Here is a 15,766-nt window from a genome sequence, read left to right as displayed (position 1 = left end):
TTCCATCAGCCCCCCTTAACCGGCTTCTTGTCCGAGCCTTCGTGCACGTGCAAGGAGGTGCTGACACCAACCGCGATCTGGTCGCCGAGCGACTCGATACGGCCTGTGGTGCGAATCACCGGTGTATCGAACTCGACCGCCTCCCCCGCCTTGACCTTGAGCGTCAGCGTCTCGACCTCAATCACGCGGCCGCGCTTGAAGTGCAGACGGTCGCCTTCGTCGGTGTACAAAGCTACCTCCCCGCTCTTGAGCGCTTGCAGGCGAAAGCGCCGGTCAGACACGCAGATCACCACCCCGTGGGAGCGGTCTCCACCCAGGAACGCGGCCAGGCCCTCGGCGCCGGCCAGCGGGTTGGACGTGAAGCCGTAGGGTTCGAAATGCTCCATGCCGTCTTTCACTTCATCGGCGGTAAGACGCATCTGCAGGCCCTGCAGTTTGCGGCCGGCATCGACCAGAGCTACAACGCCCCGGGCGAGAAAATTTCTCATGGGATTCATTGGCCAGGTTTCCAGTCAGCAGGTATCAGGTATTCGAAGTTGTCGGCCTTGCCGCCTTTCTTGAGCTTGCGCGACTTGTGCGGGTCTTTTGGCTCAGGGTCGAAGCCGTCCGGCGGACCTACTTCGATATTTGCAATCGTTCCGCGATCATTAAGCACGTATTCGATTTCGCTGATGAGCATGTCGCGATCAACCCCGATTAGGGGGTCGACCACCCGCACGATCATATTCGGCAGCCACAAAGCACCGTTCGACTGCCGCCACCCCTGAACCTTGTAGCGAAGTTTCAGCGCTTCCCCCATCCGATTGCCGCGCTCCCAGTTTGCCCGTGCCTGGGCGAGCTCCGGGGTCATCTGGCCGCTTTCGTGGATCAGCAGCACCCGGCGCCGCGAGGCTCGCGGATCGCTGACCGAGGCCTTGACCTCGCTCGCCTTCTCGCCGTACTCGGTATCGGTTCCCGAACGCTGGCCTGTGACTCGGTACTCCGAGAACACTCCAGAAAAATCCAGCTCGGCGCTACACGTCAGTAAGTTCTGCCCGAGCTCCAGACGGTCGACGGCGCGTCCAGCGCTGCCGGGCTTGATAATCACCACGCGCCCCTGGGCGTCGTCGGTCGACAGTAGCCGCGACAACGTCAGCAACCGGTCGATGGATTCGAAAGCAGTTTCCCCCGGTTCGATGCTGTGGTCGGCCAGCTTTGTGGTTTCGGGCACTTCGCTCAAAACCCGTACCCCGTAGGGCTCGGCCAAGGCCTGCACGATCTTCTGCACAGTCTGGCTGCGCCACTGCCCCGGTTTGTTCACAGCCGAGCAGTCCACCAGGTCGGCGGTCAGCGAACGTCCGACAACAGAGCGCTCAACACTGCGGTTGTCGTAGGTGATCGGTGTACCAAACACCCAGCCCGTCAACACCAGGTCGGCGCCGATCCGCACTTCGCACCTATCGCCCTGACGCACCGGTATCTCAACATCCTGGCCGGGCCAGCTCCACGTCACATCAAGGCGAAAATCTCGGGTTTGACGCTCAATGCCGGCGCTGATGCTAACTTTCTTCCAGCCGCGATAGTCCAAGCCGTTCACACTCAACGTGACAGCATCCTGATTGTTCATGGGTTCACTCTCTCGCGATGGTCAACACCCCCACAGGCAGGAAGCCCGGGTGCTGAACCTTGTTACGTGTGACGATTTCGTCGGCGCGGCTGGCGTCGCCGTAGCGCTGGTAAGCCAGTACCACCGCCGGCAGGCTTTCCCGTGTGGTGATCTCGGCTAGGCGCACCCCGGCGCGGGCCACCTCGGTCAAGTGGGCCCGCACATGCTTGCGCACTACCTGCAGCGCTTCGACGTGCTCGGTCGGAGACACCAGAGCCGCCGACCACAGGGCATCGCTGATCGCGTCGCGCATGACCACCACGTCAGCCGTCACTGGCACGTCAGGGCGCCGGATTGGAGCGACCACCTGTTGCTCTAGCGTGGGGAAGCCGGGCAATGGTCCAGGTGCTTGCACGACTGGCATAGCGGCCGCCTCGCGCAGAGCGAGTACGATCAATGCATCCCGGACCAGATCGCGGGCGGCGCTGACCACGGCAGCCGTTGCGTTTCCACCTACAGCGCCGGGCGTTGCCTGGGCTGTCGCTACCTCGGCCGCCAGTTTGCGAGCCTGTTCGACCTGGGCGGCGATGGCGCGTCCCGAGGCTGTGAAGCTGGAAAACTCTGGCGTTACCTCGGGCAGCGCAGCGACGGTGCGAGCGAATTCCGGGTCGGCCTCCAGGCTTGCCGTGCCGGTCGACGGCCCCCAGCGGTAACCCGACGACCGCGAGCTGCCGCCAACACTGGCGAACTGCGCACGAATCATCGCCGCGAAGTTGCCCGGGGCGTTGATCAGCATGTCGGCCAGCGCTTCCACCGAGCCGACCAGTCCAGTCAACTGGCGAAGCTCCGAGGCAACGGCCATCTGCACCCCGGCGATACCGTTCTGCAGCGCGACCACCGCCAAGCGCGCACGGTTGACCACCGCCATCACTGCCTTGTAGCGGGCAATGGCCGATTCAAGTAGGGTTTCCGAAGACTCCTCCAGCTGCCTCGCGGTATTTGGCACGCCAACCGGGAAGCCCTTCTCGCCGTCCTCCACAAACGCCAGGTCGAAGCGGACCATGCCGCCATCACGTCGCTCGTGACTGACGCTACAGTCGGTCGCGGTGACCATCAACCGACCGTACCAGGGGTGAACCAGCTCACCGGCGCCGGGTTTGTCCAGGGCATTGAGCAGGTTGTCACGCTTGACGTAGCAGTCCTCCCCGATCACGAACGCAGCCAGCTTGATGTCCCGCGTGACGCGGCCCAAGTCCTCTACCAGGGGCTTATCGCGCTGCGGGTACTCGTGCGTTTGCGTGCGCCGCCCCGCCGGCATGCTGTCGCTGTCGACGTGGAACGGCACGCCCCGGAATGATGCCGGGTGCAACTGATCCCGCCATGTCGTCATGACGCCCTCCCCAAGGATCGATAGCCCACTTGCGGGCTGACTTGCAGCCCGGGTTGATTGGTTTCGGACTGCTCGACCCGCATGCCTGGCGGCGCGTTGTCGAAGCGCACGACCATTTGCCCCTCAAGTCGGGCCTTACTCGCCTGAGCGGCCTGCTGCACCAATGAACCACGCGACGCGGCCAGCGCTCCCGGTGCAGAGCCGGTCAGCCCTTGGGCCAGGCTCTCCTGCGCATGCCCGGCCGCCGGTGCGGCCATTAGGGGTGTTGCCACCAACGCCCCCTGCTGACCCGGCATGCGCAGCAAGCTGGCCGCGCTGGTGGCTTGCGGCATCAGTTGCACCGGCTGCGCCATCGGTTTAACCAGCGTCCCCGGCGCTGGCTCGCCGGCCGCATTACGTGCGTTCTGCTGATCTGCCCAGGCCTTGACCTTGGCCGTCGCCGAACTGAGCATGCCGTCGCCGCTGACCTCGCCGTCGAAACCCAGGAACTTCATCATCGGCTCAACGATGGGGCGAAGCTTGTTCCACAGACCCCGAAAAAATCCTGTGATCGGCTCCCAGTGCTTGACAACCAGGCCCAGCGGCGACCAGTCGAATAGCATCTTGAGGAAGTCGAGGAACGGCACCGACAGTGCCTTAATCACTTCCCACAGCACCCCGAAGAACTCGGTCAGCGGCCCCCAGTAAGCGACGATCTGGCCCAGCGGCGTGTAGTTGAACATCCCTTTCAGGAAGTTCAGAAATGGCACCGATAGTGCCTTGAGCAGCCCCCATAGCGCGCTGAAGAACTGTGTCAGTGGCCCCCAGTTTTCCACGACCTGCCCCAGCGGCGTCCAGGCGAAGGCGGTCTTCATCCATCCCCACACGGCCAGCGCCGCACCCTTGATCTTGTCCCATACAAGCTGGAAATACGGTGCCACGGTCGACCAGTTGGCAATCAGCACCCCTGCTACAATGGCAATGCCGCGTACCACCAGGCCAACCGGGCTCAAGCTTGCGACACTGCTCATCAACGCCAGGGCGGCCGTTGTGCCGACTGCGGCCAGGCGCAGCGCAGCGAAGCCCACGGCGGCGCCCAGCACGCCCTTGATCAACCAAGGCTGGGCTCCCGCCAACGAGGTCACGTTGCTGAGGATCGGCCCTACAGCCGCCATGAAGTCGTTCAGCGGCGGCAATAGCATGCTGCCAACCGCGATACCCAAACGGGTCACCCGGTTCTGCAGCAGTTGCATAGCGTTCTGGGTCGTGGCCGCCCGGGCGGCATACTCGCTGTTCATCGAACCGGCGTACTGACTGACGTCACCGACCGATTTGAAGTTCTTCTGCAACGTGGGCAAGCTCGTCAGCAGCGGCGCGATTGCCCCTACTGACTCCTTACCAAACAGATTGGTGAGCACTGCCGCCTGCTTGCTTTTCTCAACCTTGGCCAGCGTCTGCAGGACGCGATTGATCGTCCCCTCACTGTCGGTCTGCATGCCCTTGGCGATCTCGTTTGCGTCCAAACGCAACGCCTTGTAGGCATCCTTCTGCGCCTTGGTGGCCGCCGTACCGGCGGTCAAGGTCAGCATGAAGTTCTTGATGCCCGTGGCGGCCACGTCCTGGGCGATGCCCACCCCAGCCAGGGTCGAGCCCATCGCAGCCAGCTGGCCCGCGCTAACGCCCGCCACTTCACCCAGCGGGCCAATGGCGGTCAGGATCGCTGAGATTTGCCCGGTGCTGGCCGCGCCAGTGTTGCCCAGGTAGTTGATCTGGTCGGCCAGCGCAACTACTTCAGTCTGGTTCATCTTGAAGGCCGTGCGCCACTTGGCCATCATCGAGCCCGACTCTTCAGCCGTCTGATCGAAGGCGACGCCCATTTTCACCGCGTCTTCCGAGAAACGGTTCAGCTCTTCCCGGGCAATGCCAGACTGACCGCCTGCGGCGACAATCTTCGCAATCCCCTCAGCCGCCATCGGCAGACGCTCGGACAGGCCAAGCACGTCGTCGCTCATCGCCTTGAACTGCGCTGGCGACTCGAAGTTGACCACCTTCTTGACGTCGGCCATGGCGCTTTCAAAGTCAATGGCCGCTTTCACGCCCATGACGAACGGGGCAGCAATCGCCCCGCCCTGCAAGACCTCGTCAAAGCTGATCTTGCCTAGCCCCGAACTGTTCAATTGCTTGCGCAGGATGGCGGCATTCTTGCGCACCCCGCTCAGTACCGGCGACAGCTTGTCGACGCCGGTGATCAGCGCCTTGAGTTGGAATTTATCCGCCACCGGTTCCCCCTGTTAGCGCGTTGATGCGCCACGCGTTTTCTTCACTCTCGAACAGCATGTCGAGGGTCCACCCCAGCACCTCACCTGGGGTGGCTTTCCACCACCAGGCCAGGTCGTAGGCCAGCTCGGTCAGCCCTCCGACTGATTCGAACCTTGGGGCATGAAAAAACCGACGACGGTCCAGGCCAGGGTATTCAAGTCGGACAGGTCCAATTGGTTGACCGAACTGGTGGGCACGCAGGCGCAGACCGCCACGTACTTGGCCGCCGCTTCGAGGTCGACCACCGGATAGCCTTCACCGCCGATGTTGTAGGGCAGTACCTTGATAGCGCGGCACTCCTGCACGGTTGGGCGGCGCAGGGTCAGTTCTTTGACTTCCTCGCCGTGGGCCTGGATGGGGGTTGCGAGGGTGTGGGTTACGGTGCTCATTACTGCCAGTCTCCTTGGATGCCTTCGAATTTGAGCGAGACTTTCGCGTCGTCGCCAGTCACTTTGGTTTCATCGACCAGGTACGCACCGCTCAGCACGTAGACCGAGCCGTCGGCCAGCTCGGCGGTGATGGTCATGCTGATCCCGGCGGCCAGCTTGGCCCGGGGGAAGTTCGGCGTTTTCACCGCGTCCACGGCGATGTACGGGATCAGGTCTTCTTCCTTGAAGTACCCCCGCGTGATGGTTTCGCGCTTTCTGTCCGACAGCGGGCATTCCACGCCGCCGGTGATCACCAACTGATCGCCATCGACCTTGATAAAGCAGGTGCCCGCGACTTTCTGACCCATAAAGGGCACTCCCATAAAAAAGCCCGCACGGGGCGGGCTTGGGTTGAATGATGAGGTTACGCCGCGTCTGGGTACTGCAGGCGGAACTGGTACAGCAGCGCGAACACGCGCAGCTGGTTCACCAGGTCCGGCGGGAACAGCACGCTCAGGCGGTTGGGGTTCTTCGGGTCGCGCTCCACAATCAGGTACTGATTGAACGCCTCGGCATTCTCGACAATGCCGTCACGCTCGAGCGCGCCATAAGCCGCGACCAGCTCGCCGCGAATCACCTTCGGCGTGACGATGGCCTGGCCAGGGCCGAAGCGCGTGCCGTCGTTGGCCAGTTTGTGGCGCCCGTACTTGCTGGTGATGATGCTGCGCAGGTAACGGATCACGTGGGCCGACTGGTGCAGTGTCTCGCTGTCCAGGTAGGAATCATCCGGCTGGCCGTAGGCGTTGCGCTGGTAGGTCGTAACAGCCCGCTCGATGCGGTAGCTGCCGCCGCTGTAGACGGCCGTGGCCACCCCACTAGTGAGCAGGGATTGGCGCTCGGTCAGCGTGAAGCGGTCGCTTGCCTGCGCCGGGTCGATCCCCGTCAGTGCACCGGTCTGCGTCGGCCTGGCCGGGTCGGCGCTGATGAACACTGCGGTACGCGCACCCCAGGCTGCCGCGACTTCCCACGCCGGCTGTGCCACACCGCGTTCGAAGCCATGCACGGAGATATGCGGGTCGTTGCGCAGGCGCCCCGCGGCGACCAGTTGGCCCAGCGTGCCGCGCTGCGCGCAGTACACATGGCCATACAGCTGTTTCGCCCAGGACCAGCGGCCAGCGCTGTCATCCATGGCGGTTTTCCAGGCGCCCAGCGTGTCGGCATCGGTCCACGGCTGGGCGATGAACTCGAACTCTTCGTCACCGAGCGCGGCCAGGGCCGCCGACACGGTCGGGATGCCGGCGCCAGCAGTCATGGCCGTGGCCACCACCGTCAGCCCGGCCGGCGTCATTTCACCGTTGGCCCGCCCGAGGCGGTTCAATTGCACCTGGATATCGTTGCCCAGCTCGCCCTTGAACTTCGCCTGCAGGGTGACCACGCCGGAGGCAGCAGTGGCCGTCACCGGCAGGTCAATGGCAGCATTGACCGCTGCTGCCAGGCCGGCCGCCATGGCCTCGGCCGAGGCCCCGACCACCGCGTCGGCCCGCACGCGCTGACCAGCCACGTACAGATTGACCAGGCCGGCCGTGGCGACGCTGCCCGTTACCGTAACGGTGGCCGTTGCGGCCGCGCCAGTGCCTACCTTGAGCGGCAGGCACCAGACCTCGCCGGCCACATCGATCGATCGCCAGCGGGCATGCATGGCGGCCAGCATCGAGCCGGGGCCACCAATGTCCTTGGCATCGCTGGTCTTCGACACAAGCACCAGGCGTCCGATCTCGTCGCTGTCAGCGTCATCGTTGACTTGGCCGACGATCAGCCGGCGCAGGCTGGATGCGCCGCTGTTGGCCATGGAGTTGTCGACTTCGGCATAGAACAGCGGCACGCGCAGGTCGCTCGGAATGTTGCTGAAACTGACGCTCATTGCGCTTTGCTCCCTCGGGTGGTGGTCTTCTGCTCCAGGGCGTCGCCGTCGATGCGGCGGCGCTCCCAGTACGCATCGCGGGGCACGGCGGCCCCGTCTGCGGGCAAGTACTTGCCCGGCTGGCCTGGCATCGGGCAATCACGCCCCGGTGCCGGTTTGAGGCTCACGGTTTTCATGGGTTCAAGTCCTCACGGGTGGTGAACTCGACCCGGCCATCAGGCCCGGGGGCGCTGACGTTGGGGTCTTTCAGGGGGTTGAGGAAGTCGAATCGGGTGTCGATCCCCGCCAGATATGGCAAGCCGGCCAACTGCACTTCCTGCCAGGTCTGCGGTTTGCCTTCACCGGTCTGCTCCCAGCGACCGAGCTGGAAGTCGGCGTAGAAGCGGTAGCGGTACACCATGCGGTCGCGGTCGAGCAGCAGTAGCTGGCCACCGTCGTACAACAGAGGCCCCGACTCGTCGTCGGGTTCGAAGCCCACCAGGGCGCGCCACAACTGGGCACGCACGTCATGCAGCACGTCGACCACCGATTGCCCGCGCTCATCGTCGGTCGGCAGCACAACGCACACGTCGATGGCATCACGTACGGCCTGGGTGTAGACGTTCTGCGATTCCGGCTCATCGGCCGAGTCACCGATGGCGATCACGTAGGCCGCTGGCGGCTCCATCTTGGCGCTGTCGGCAGTCGGATCCCAATCCAGACCGCCGGCCACGCGGCCCTCGAAGCCAGGTGCATGCGCACGCAGCTGCTCGATCACAGGCGTGATTTTCATGTCATGTACTCAGTTGAGCAGCGCGGCGGCGAAGGCCTGCTGCAGAATGCGTTGCACGTCGGCGCGGCTGTCGACCAATGCGTCGCTCATATAGTTGTCGCGGGGCTTGATCCGCCAGCCGCCCCCACTCTTGCGGCGCACGCCGTAGTGCAGGTAGGCCGGGTAGAAGGCCTTCATACTCGGTGTCTTGGTGGGGGCAACTCGCACCATGAACCCCGAGCGCGACACCTTGTAGCCAATGGAGTCAGTGGTGGCCCCGCTTCGGTTGATCGGGTAGCCGTCCTGGCCACCACCCAAGGCCAAGTTCATCTGCGCCCTGCCAGTGATGACCTGGCCAACCTTGCGCATGCCGGCGCGTACCTTTCGCTTGTTGAAGGCCTCGCGGTCGAACTGGTCAAAGCCTTCGACATGCAGGTAGCCGTCAATCGAAACGGAGTTGGCCGCGGCCCCCTCCCGCCGGCGCACTCGCCGCCTGCAGTTCCTCGACCTCGATCACCGACCACACCTGCCGCCCGCGCATGCCGGTAGCCCGCTTGACGCGGAACACCCGACCGCCAGCGACAAGCTCATGCCGGGTGTCGAGATCACGCACGAACCGGCAGTAGATGCGGTGCGTGATGGTCGTGCCGGTCTGCACCAACCCGGTATAAGTGGCCGTGCCTAATGGCTCGATCTTGCACCAGCGCTTGGCCACCGGCTCGAAGTGCGATTCAAGGCTGGGACCGCTGGGCGTGTCGTTGCGGATGCGCACCACCGCCCGGGTGCGCAGTTCGCCCGCTTCCGGCTCCCTCACAGCATGAACCAGCGGTATGGCTGCACCAGGGCGTCATAGGCCAGCGGTAGCGCCTTGGTGCCACCGCTGGTCGACTCGGTGACCGGCTCGCGGTTGCGGTGCCAGTGGGCGACCAACAGCAGCATGGCCAGCTCCACGTCATCCGTTACGGGTAACGCGTTCTCCGGCGCATCGATCGGCAGCAGCCCACGCAGGTAGGCTTCATCGCCGGTCGCGTCGGCCGGCGCGTCGGCCGGCAGCGTGACCCAGTACAACCGCCGGCCGCTGTCCTTCTCGACCTGGCGACGTGCTGCGCGGGCGTAGGCCTGCAGCAGCGTGTCTTCCTCGGTTTCGTCCAGTTCCAGCTTGCAATGGCTCTTGACTTGCTCAAGCGTCAGCATCGGCAGCCCTCCCGTTAGGCAGCGGTCTTGCCCACCAGGTGCTTGATGGCGGCTGTGTCCTGCAGTACCAGACCGAAGCGCACGAAGGCCAGGAAGCCAACCTGGCCGTATTCGGCGTAACGCTCCACCAGGCGCTTGAGGGTCAGGCTACGCACCGCGCGCAGCACCAATTCGTTGAAGTCGCCGGCATACATGAATTTCTTGCCGGCGCCGATATCAGCAATCGCCTGATCGATCACGTACTGATGCTTGAGGATGGTGGCCGGACGGTCGCTGTCGATGCCAGGTAGCCACAGCGGGCGGTTGTTGGCGTCCACCATTTCTTCCATCGCCTGCAGCGTCTTGTCGTTGAACGCCAAGCGGAACTTGGCGGCCGCACGATACGCCGGGTCAATGGAGTGAATCAGGCTGTTGACCTCCTGCCAGGTGAAGGCGGTGGCCTTGGCCGTCATGGCACCTTGAGGAGTCGAGTATTCCAAGCCTTTCGGCTGCGCCGGCGCGTCGGCAGTTTCACCGGCGCCGGTGCCCTGGACGATCAGGCGGTTACGGGTACGCGACACGCGCTTGCCGATGCGGCCGGCCAGGAAGGCTTCCATGTCAATACCCGAGTCCTGCAACAACTGTTCAGAGACGCGGATGATCTTCGAGCTGATGGTGTGCGACCCCAGGGTGCCCATCCCGAACTCGACGTCCTTTTCGCCAGTGGCCTTGTTCTCGCCGATCAGCTCGCCCTCTTCTTCGCCGCCGTTGCTGGTGGCCCAGGCAATTGGCGCGCCGTTGTCGGTCTGCAGCAGTTGGCACACCGAAGCAATACCGCCGTAGGTCACCAGCGACTCAATCACCCGCGCCTGCAGGGTGGTCGGTACGGTGAAGCCGCCCGCCTCGCTCGGGTTGGTGCCCTGGGCGCGCATCTGCAGGACCATGGAACGCTGTTCAGCGCTCAGCCCCTCCATGCCACTGCGTACCCAGTTGTCCCAGGCGCTGCGTTGCTCGGTGTCGGCTTCGTTCTCCGGCGTTTTGTTCGGGCGGTCACGGTCCAGACCTTCGACAAAGCTTTGATCCTGGGCGCGCAGTTCTTCTTCGCGCTCGATCTTGTCCTTGAGTCCCTTGAGGTCGGTTTTCATGCCCTCCCACTTGGCGCGGACCTCACCGGTCCAACCGTCGTCCGGGGTGGTGTCGTGCAGCGAGCGCATTTCGGCCGACAGCTTGTTATAGGCTTCTTTCAGTTGTTGCAGGGTCATAGCTCCCCCTTGGGATCACAGTTCAGTTAGGTCAAGCAGGCGCTCGCGGGCCTCGCGCTCGAAATTTGCGCGGGCTTCGTCGCCTTCGGTTTGCGCCTGCTTCCAGGCAGTCAGGGAGCGCTGGGCAGCGCTGGAGTCGGGGTAAGCCGGGAACGCCACCGGCCCTACGTCGCGTAGCTCGGCGATCCTGAAAATGGTGCGCACGATCAGGCCGTCTTTCTCTTCGTGCCAGGTATCGCCGCCCTTGGCCACCCGCATGGCGAAGCTGCTGCCGCTCATGTCGCCACGGCGCAGCGGCTCGACCACCAGGTCGCGGATGGTCTGTGTATTGGGCGTGTCGATTTCGTAGGCCAGGCCGCGCTCATCCACGGTCAGGCGCAGCGTGCCGCTGGCCGTGCGGCCCAGCAGGTAAGTCGGGTCGTGGTTGAACAGCGCACGGGTGTCCTGATTGAGCACGTCATCAAACGCGCCCGGGGCGATGATCTCCACGAAGGTGCCGCCCAACAGGTCGCTACGCTGGTTGAAGACAGCGGCATAGCCGGCGATCTTCGGTGCGCTGCCCTGGTCATCCGGCTGGACAGCACGAAGCTCGCAATGCTGTGCCTGCAACATGCGTTGTTCGAATTCACTCATGGGTTATTCCTGCTTCGTTACGGGTAACGGCTTGCCGTCGGCGCCGAGCAACTGCGTGTTGACGTTGAGCAACATCGAGTCGAGGCCTTCCAGCTGGTTGAGGTCTTCCAGCACGCGCACTTCGTTGCGGCTCATCCAACCGTCTTGAATGGCGATGCGGTAAAACTCGGCGCGCTCTTTCGGGGTGCCGCGCAACAGGCCAGCCAGGTTGAACTTGACGTAGTAGCCGGCCATGCGCTCGGCGCGGGTGAAGACGCGGCGGTTAACTTCTTCCTCCCAGTTCTTCACCCACGGCATGACCGTATGGCGCACGAACTGGATGGCCTGTTCGCTGATGTTCGAGAACGTGGCCTTTTCCAGGTCGTTGATCATGTGCGCCGGCACGTTGAAGATGCTGGCAATCTCGCTGCGGGTCAGCTTGCGAGTCTCGAGAAATTGCGCATCCTCGGGCGCAATGGTCAGCGCCTTGTAATCGAGGTCGGCGGGCAACAGCAGCGTCTTGTTGTCCGAGCGTTTGAGCCGTTCCACGGCGGCGCGCCAGACCGTTTTCAGGCGCTCCCAGCTGGCGTTATCCAGCTTCCCGTCCTTGACAGTGACCAGCCCAGTCGGGCGGCCGCCACCTTCGAAAAACTCCTTGCCATAGCGCACCGTGGCCATGCCCAGGCCGATGGTGTCGGCGTTCTGCCGGATGGGGCTGATACCCATGCGCCGGTGCGAGCCGATGGCGCGCAGGTGAATCATGTCCTCGGGTGACACGGCCAGCGGCGCGCCGTCCTCATCCTGGGTCGAATACACCCAGCGATTGCCGTTCTTCACCAGCTCGGTGTGTTGCGGCTCGTGCATTTCCAGCGACAACAATTCACCGCGGCGACTGCGCACCGTGCGCGTGTAGCCGTTGCCCCAGCCGAGCACATGGGCTTGCTTGGTTTCCCGCCAGCGGTAGGAGGTCTGCCAGGTATTCGGCTCATCGTGCAGCAGGTAATGAGCCGGATGGTCGGTGGCCACCTGGATCCGCCCGTTGACCTTGCGCAGCACGCTCAATGGCAGCTGGGCCATGGAGCTGGACAGCACGTAGATGCAGGCATACACCGCCGTCAGGCGCATGGCCGAAGCCGGGCTGACGCTGATGCCCTGCCCTTCGAACAGGTATTCGGTCAGCTCCTTGCTGTTCATCGGCGTGCTGGGCACTTCCAGGCTGCTGCGCTGCTCGAACATCGCGCCCAGGATCATCGCCACACCGCCTTGGCGGCACCGGCCACCATCAGGCCGCCACCGACCATCAGGGCCACCCCCGCCCCGAACTGGACGTAGAGGCCCGCGACGAACAGGCAAAAGCCTGCCGTCCCGATAGATTCAGGAAGCCATTTCATTGTTGGGGCTCACATAGCTAATAGGTCGTCTTCGGTCAGGCTGGCCAACAGCCCTTCCGGCTCAAATTCGCTGACCATGGCACGGTTCATCGCCATCAACGCGGCAACAATGCCGTCGATTTTGCGCATGTCAGTCTTGCCTTCGTCGGCCTTCATCGGCGTGATGCAGCCCTTGTACGGACGCACCACGACGTTGCCGGCCTGCCAGGCCAGCACCGGGTCACTGGAGTGACGCACGCGACCAGACAACAGCGCCGCTTCCAGCTCGCGCATGGGCAGGTTCATGCTGGCCACACCACCGCCCATCTCGACCACCTCGGCGCCGTCCTTCTGCAACTGGTGGGCCAGCTGGGTAGCGCGCCATTTGTCGTACGCCACCTCCTGCACATCGAACATCGCGGCGAAATCGCCCACCATGTCGCGCACCAGGTCGAAGTCCATTTCCTCGCCGTCGCAGACTTCCAGCAACCCGGCGTTGGCCCAGGCCTCGTAAGCGGCCTTGTTCGGCCCGCCCCGCTCTATCGCGCCTTCGGGCAAAAACGACTTGCAGAAGATCGTCCAGCGGTTGACCCACTTGCCGCTGCCTGGGACCAGCTCCACCTTGTCCAGGAACACCAGCGACACCGCACAGATATCCGACTTACTGGCCAGGTCAATGCCGATCCAACAGCGCTGGCCCAGGAACTGGTCCAGGGTCAGCGTAGGATCGCCGCACGCCTCCCAGTCGGCCATATTCAGCCAGGCTTCTTTGGCGCTTACCCAGATATTGAGGTGCTTGGTCTTGAACGCGTTTTGCCGTGACGGGTAACGCGTTGCGTCGGCCTGGCGTTTCAGCAGGTACTCAGCCCCGACCGAGACGCCATAGTTGGGGTTGGCCTTGCGCAGGACCGCCGGGTCTTTCCAATCGTCGTCCTCGTCGATTGTGTAGATGATCCCGAACAACTCGTCGTTCGGCACCGTCCCTTCCAGCTTGTCGATCACCTGGGCGCGCTGCAGGTAGCACGGTCCGGCGATGTTGTAGCCCGCCGTGGTGATGGCAAACATCATCGGCTGATCGCGAGCGCCCATGCCGGTCAGCATGGTTTCGTAGAGCGCAGCCGAGGTGTGTTCGTGGAACTCATCCACGATGGCACAGCTCGGTGACTGGCCGTCGCCGGGGTCGCCGATCAGGGGTTCGAACTTGCTTTCGTCGCCGATCACCGACAGGTTTTTCGCCGCGACCTGGATGCCGAAGGCCTCGACCAGCTCGGGCGTGCGCCGCACCATCTGCCGCGCCGGCTTGAATACTTCCCAGGCCTGCCGCTCGGTGGTCGCCCCGCAATACACCTCGGCGCCGAATTCACCATCCATCACCAGCATGTACAGGCCGACGCCGGCAGCCAGCACGCTCTTGCCGTTCTTGCGCGGTACCTCGATGTACACCTCGCGGTACCGGCGGCGGCGGGTCTTCTTGTCGACCCAACCGAAGATGCTGCAGAAAATGAACAGCTGCCACGGCTCAAGCTTGATCAGCTCGCGCAGCGCCGCCCATTTGCCCTTGGCATGAGGCAGCAGCTGAATGAACACCGCCACCTGCTCGGCGGTGTCGCGGTCGAAGGTCCAGCGAAAATTGCGCTTCTTCGACTTGGCCAGGTCATCCAGATGGAGCTGACAGGCCCGACGCACGTACTTGCATGCCGGGATCTTGCCGGCCACCACGTCGCGGGCGTACTTGTTCGCCGCGTTTACGTTCGGGTAGCTGGCCATGTCCTAACTCACTTCGAGGCCCGCCCTCCTTTGAGCACGATGAACGGGTTTTCTGGTTTCTCCGGCCCGCCGCTGCCCATCAGGCGCGCACGGCTGGCCGGGTCCAGCCCGAGGGCTGCCCCGAAGCTGGCCAACTGACGCAGCGCCTCGTTGATCACGGTGCAGGCTGGGTTTTTCTTGAGCACGCCCTTGGCGTCCACGACGGTGATGCCCTTGCTGGCCACTTCTTCCTCGGCCAGCCGCCACCGCTCATAGGCGGCACAGAAGACCGCCAGATTGTGCGTGTCGGTGCGGGTCATGATCCCGGTCTGGGTCAGCCAGGGCGCGATGGTGCCCCACATTTCAACAGCCCATTCCCCCAACCACTCCGGGGTGTCTGGGGTTTCCGCCAGCGGCGCCGGCGCGGGGCCGTCTTTCTTGAGTTTTCGCTTGCCGGGGTTGCCCTGCAGCAGCTTGAGGGCGGTAGGTTTCGCGGGTCGCCCCATCGTTCAGGCCTCCCGATTTTCTGGAATGCGATTTTTTTAATTTCGCGGGTGTGTGAAAAAGGCTGGGCGATCGGTGGAGAGAGACGAAAGCTGTAGGGATTTTGCCCCGCCCCCTAATTTGGCCGATTTTTGACCACTTTTCGCTAATTTTGCCCGCAGACTCTCGCCATCGATTAAGGCAGCCAGATGTATAAACGGACGCTTTGGCACTCCGTCAGCGGCATGCATGTATGCGTCAATTGCTGCCACTAACTCATGTTGAACACGCGAAATCAGCTCTGGAATTCCAAGCTTATGAATGTTTTTCCAGCAGTACAGCGCTCGATCCAGGTGCCAGTCACCATGGCAGATCAGCTCGGTACTTCGGCTGCGCTTGATCGCTCTTTCGCGCAAACGCATTGCCTCACGCGCCAGGCGGACGGCCTGACCGAGCCCGTGCCGACTCTGCCGCCGTTTTGAACTTGTGGCAGTTTTCATTGATGGCAGACAGGTTGGATGGGTCATTCGTTCCCCCTTCGAACTTCGGTATGCGATGGTCAACCTCTGTGGCCGGCAGTCGCCGACCATTGCAGTCATGGCACTGGCACAGATAGCGATCTCGTTTGAGTACTGCCTTGGCAAGCTTGCGCCATGCCCAGTCATAGCCACGCTGCTCAGCAGTGCCACGGCTTGGGTTGCTCCAACCACTTGCAAGCGAGCCATGCGCGGTGCAGTAACCGTGGCTATCGCCGGTTTTGCCGGGACACATAGGAACACGACACGGGCGCTTGGCCTTGGGCGGCAT

At 63.4% G+C, this 15,766-nt stretch carries 20 protein-coding genes; all 20 read right to left on the bottom strand.

Features of this window, described 5'->3' with window-relative positions:
• Positions 1-5: 5 nt before the first annotated feature.
• Positions 6-497, bottom strand: a complete 492-nt coding sequence (locus tag NGM28_RS03815; RefSeq protein ID WP_252088743.1) for a phage baseplate assembly protein V — start codon at positions 495-497, stop codon at positions 6-8.
• A complete protein-coding gene (locus NGM28_RS03810) occupies positions 494-1,606 on the bottom strand; it encodes a phage baseplate assembly protein (RefSeq protein WP_252088742.1) in 1,113 nt (370 codons plus the stop codon). The genes NGM28_RS03815 and NGM28_RS03810 overlap by 4 nt, the downstream gene beginning before the upstream one ends.
• 4 nt (positions 1,607-1,610) lie before the next feature.
• Positions 1,611-2,975, bottom strand: coding sequence for a DNA circularization protein (locus NGM28_RS03805; RefSeq protein ID WP_252088741.1), 1,365 nt, complete (start codon positions 2,973-2,975; stop codon positions 1,611-1,613).
• On the bottom strand, positions 2,972-5,164 hold the full coding sequence (locus NGM28_RS03800) for a phage tail tape measure protein (protein ID WP_252088740.1): 2,193 nt from the start codon (positions 5,162-5,164) through the stop codon (positions 2,972-2,974). The genes NGM28_RS03805 and NGM28_RS03800 overlap by 4 nt, the downstream gene beginning before the upstream one ends.
• A gap of 198 nt (positions 5,165-5,362) precedes the next feature.
• The gene (locus tag NGM28_RS03795) at positions 5,363-5,662 is read right to left on the bottom strand and encodes a phage tail assembly protein (protein WP_252088739.1); all 300 of its coding nucleotides are present in this window, start codon (positions 5,660-5,662) and stop codon (positions 5,363-5,365) included.
• Positions 5,662-6,009, bottom strand: coding sequence for a phage tail tube protein (locus NGM28_RS03790; RefSeq protein ID WP_252088738.1), 348 nt, complete (start codon positions 6,007-6,009; stop codon positions 5,662-5,664). The genes NGM28_RS03795 and NGM28_RS03790 overlap by 1 nt, the downstream gene beginning before the upstream one ends.
• Positions 6,010-6,065: 56 nt before the next feature.
• Entirely contained in the window at positions 6,066-7,562 is a 1,497-nt protein-coding gene (locus NGM28_RS03785) for a phage tail sheath subtilisin-like domain-containing protein (RefSeq protein ID WP_252088737.1), read from the bottom strand.
• A complete protein-coding gene (locus NGM28_RS03780; protein ID WP_252088736.1) occupies positions 7,559-7,738 on the bottom strand; it encodes a DUF2635 domain-containing protein in 180 nt (59 codons plus the stop codon). Before NGM28_RS03780 ends, NGM28_RS03785 begins: the two co-directional genes overlap by 4 nt.
• Positions 7,735-8,334, bottom strand: a complete 600-nt coding sequence (locus NGM28_RS03775; RefSeq protein ID WP_252088735.1) for a phage tail terminator protein — start codon at positions 8,332-8,334, stop codon at positions 7,735-7,737. The genes NGM28_RS03780 and NGM28_RS03775 overlap by 4 nt, the downstream gene beginning before the upstream one ends.
• Positions 8,335-8,343: 9 nt before the next feature.
• Positions 8,344-8,682 carry a hypothetical protein gene (locus NGM28_RS03770; protein WP_252088734.1) on the bottom strand — a complete coding sequence of 113 codons (339 nt, stop codon included), beginning with the start codon at positions 8,680-8,682 and terminating at the stop codon, positions 8,344-8,346.
• A 73-nt stretch (positions 8,683-8,755) separates the two neighbouring features.
• Positions 8,756-9,127: a head-tail adaptor protein gene (locus NGM28_RS03765; protein WP_252088733.1), complete on the bottom strand. Its 372-nt coding sequence runs from the start codon at positions 9,125-9,127 to the stop codon at positions 8,756-8,758.
• Entirely contained in the window at positions 9,124-9,507 is a 384-nt protein-coding gene (locus tag NGM28_RS03760; RefSeq protein WP_252088732.1) for a head-tail connector protein, read from the bottom strand. Before NGM28_RS03760 ends, NGM28_RS03765 begins: the two co-directional genes overlap by 4 nt.
• Positions 9,508-9,521: 14 nt before the next feature.
• A complete protein-coding gene (locus tag NGM28_RS03755) occupies positions 9,522-10,748 on the bottom strand; it encodes a phage major capsid protein (RefSeq protein ID WP_252088731.1) in 1,227 nt (408 codons plus the stop codon).
• A 15-nt stretch (positions 10,749-10,763) separates the two neighbouring features.
• The gene (locus tag NGM28_RS03750; RefSeq protein ID WP_252088730.1) at positions 10,764-11,381 is read right to left on the bottom strand and encodes an HK97 family phage prohead protease; all 618 of its coding nucleotides are present in this window, start codon (positions 11,379-11,381) and stop codon (positions 10,764-10,766) included.
• A 3-nt stretch (positions 11,382-11,384) separates the two neighbouring features.
• Entirely contained in the window at positions 11,385-12,611 is a 1,227-nt protein-coding gene (locus NGM28_RS03745; protein WP_252088729.1) for a phage portal protein, read from the bottom strand.
• A complete protein-coding gene (locus NGM28_RS03740) occupies positions 12,608-12,751 on the bottom strand; it encodes a hypothetical protein (RefSeq protein ID WP_178082049.1) in 144 nt (47 codons plus the stop codon). Before NGM28_RS03740 ends, NGM28_RS03745 begins: the two co-directional genes overlap by 4 nt.
• Positions 12,752-12,760: 9 nt before the next feature.
• Entirely contained in the window at positions 12,761-14,497 is a 1,737-nt protein-coding gene (locus NGM28_RS03735) for a terminase large subunit (protein ID WP_252088728.1), read from the bottom strand.
• An 8-nt stretch (positions 14,498-14,505) separates the two neighbouring features.
• Positions 14,506-14,982, bottom strand: coding sequence for a phage terminase small subunit P27 family (locus NGM28_RS03730; RefSeq protein WP_252088727.1), 477 nt, complete (start codon positions 14,980-14,982; stop codon positions 14,506-14,508).
• A 36-nt stretch (positions 14,983-15,018) separates the two neighbouring features.
• Positions 15,019-15,486, bottom strand: coding sequence for a hypothetical protein (locus NGM28_RS03725; RefSeq protein ID WP_252088726.1), 468 nt, complete (start codon positions 15,484-15,486; stop codon positions 15,019-15,021).
• Positions 15,386-15,766 (bottom strand): HNH endonuclease, encoded by a 381-nt coding sequence (locus NGM28_RS28780; RefSeq protein WP_502943819.1) that lies wholly within the window; start codon positions 15,764-15,766, stop codon positions 15,386-15,388. Before NGM28_RS28780 ends, NGM28_RS03725 begins: the two co-directional genes overlap by 101 nt.

This window comes from Pseudomonas sp. MWU13-3659, from assembly GCF_023757525.1.
Taxonomy (GTDB): domain Bacteria; phylum Pseudomonadota; class Gammaproteobacteria; order Pseudomonadales; family Pseudomonadaceae; genus Aquipseudomonas; species Aquipseudomonas entomophila_E.
Note: the sequence above shows the minus strand (reverse complement) of the source record. Positions and strands in the feature narration are given on the sequence as shown.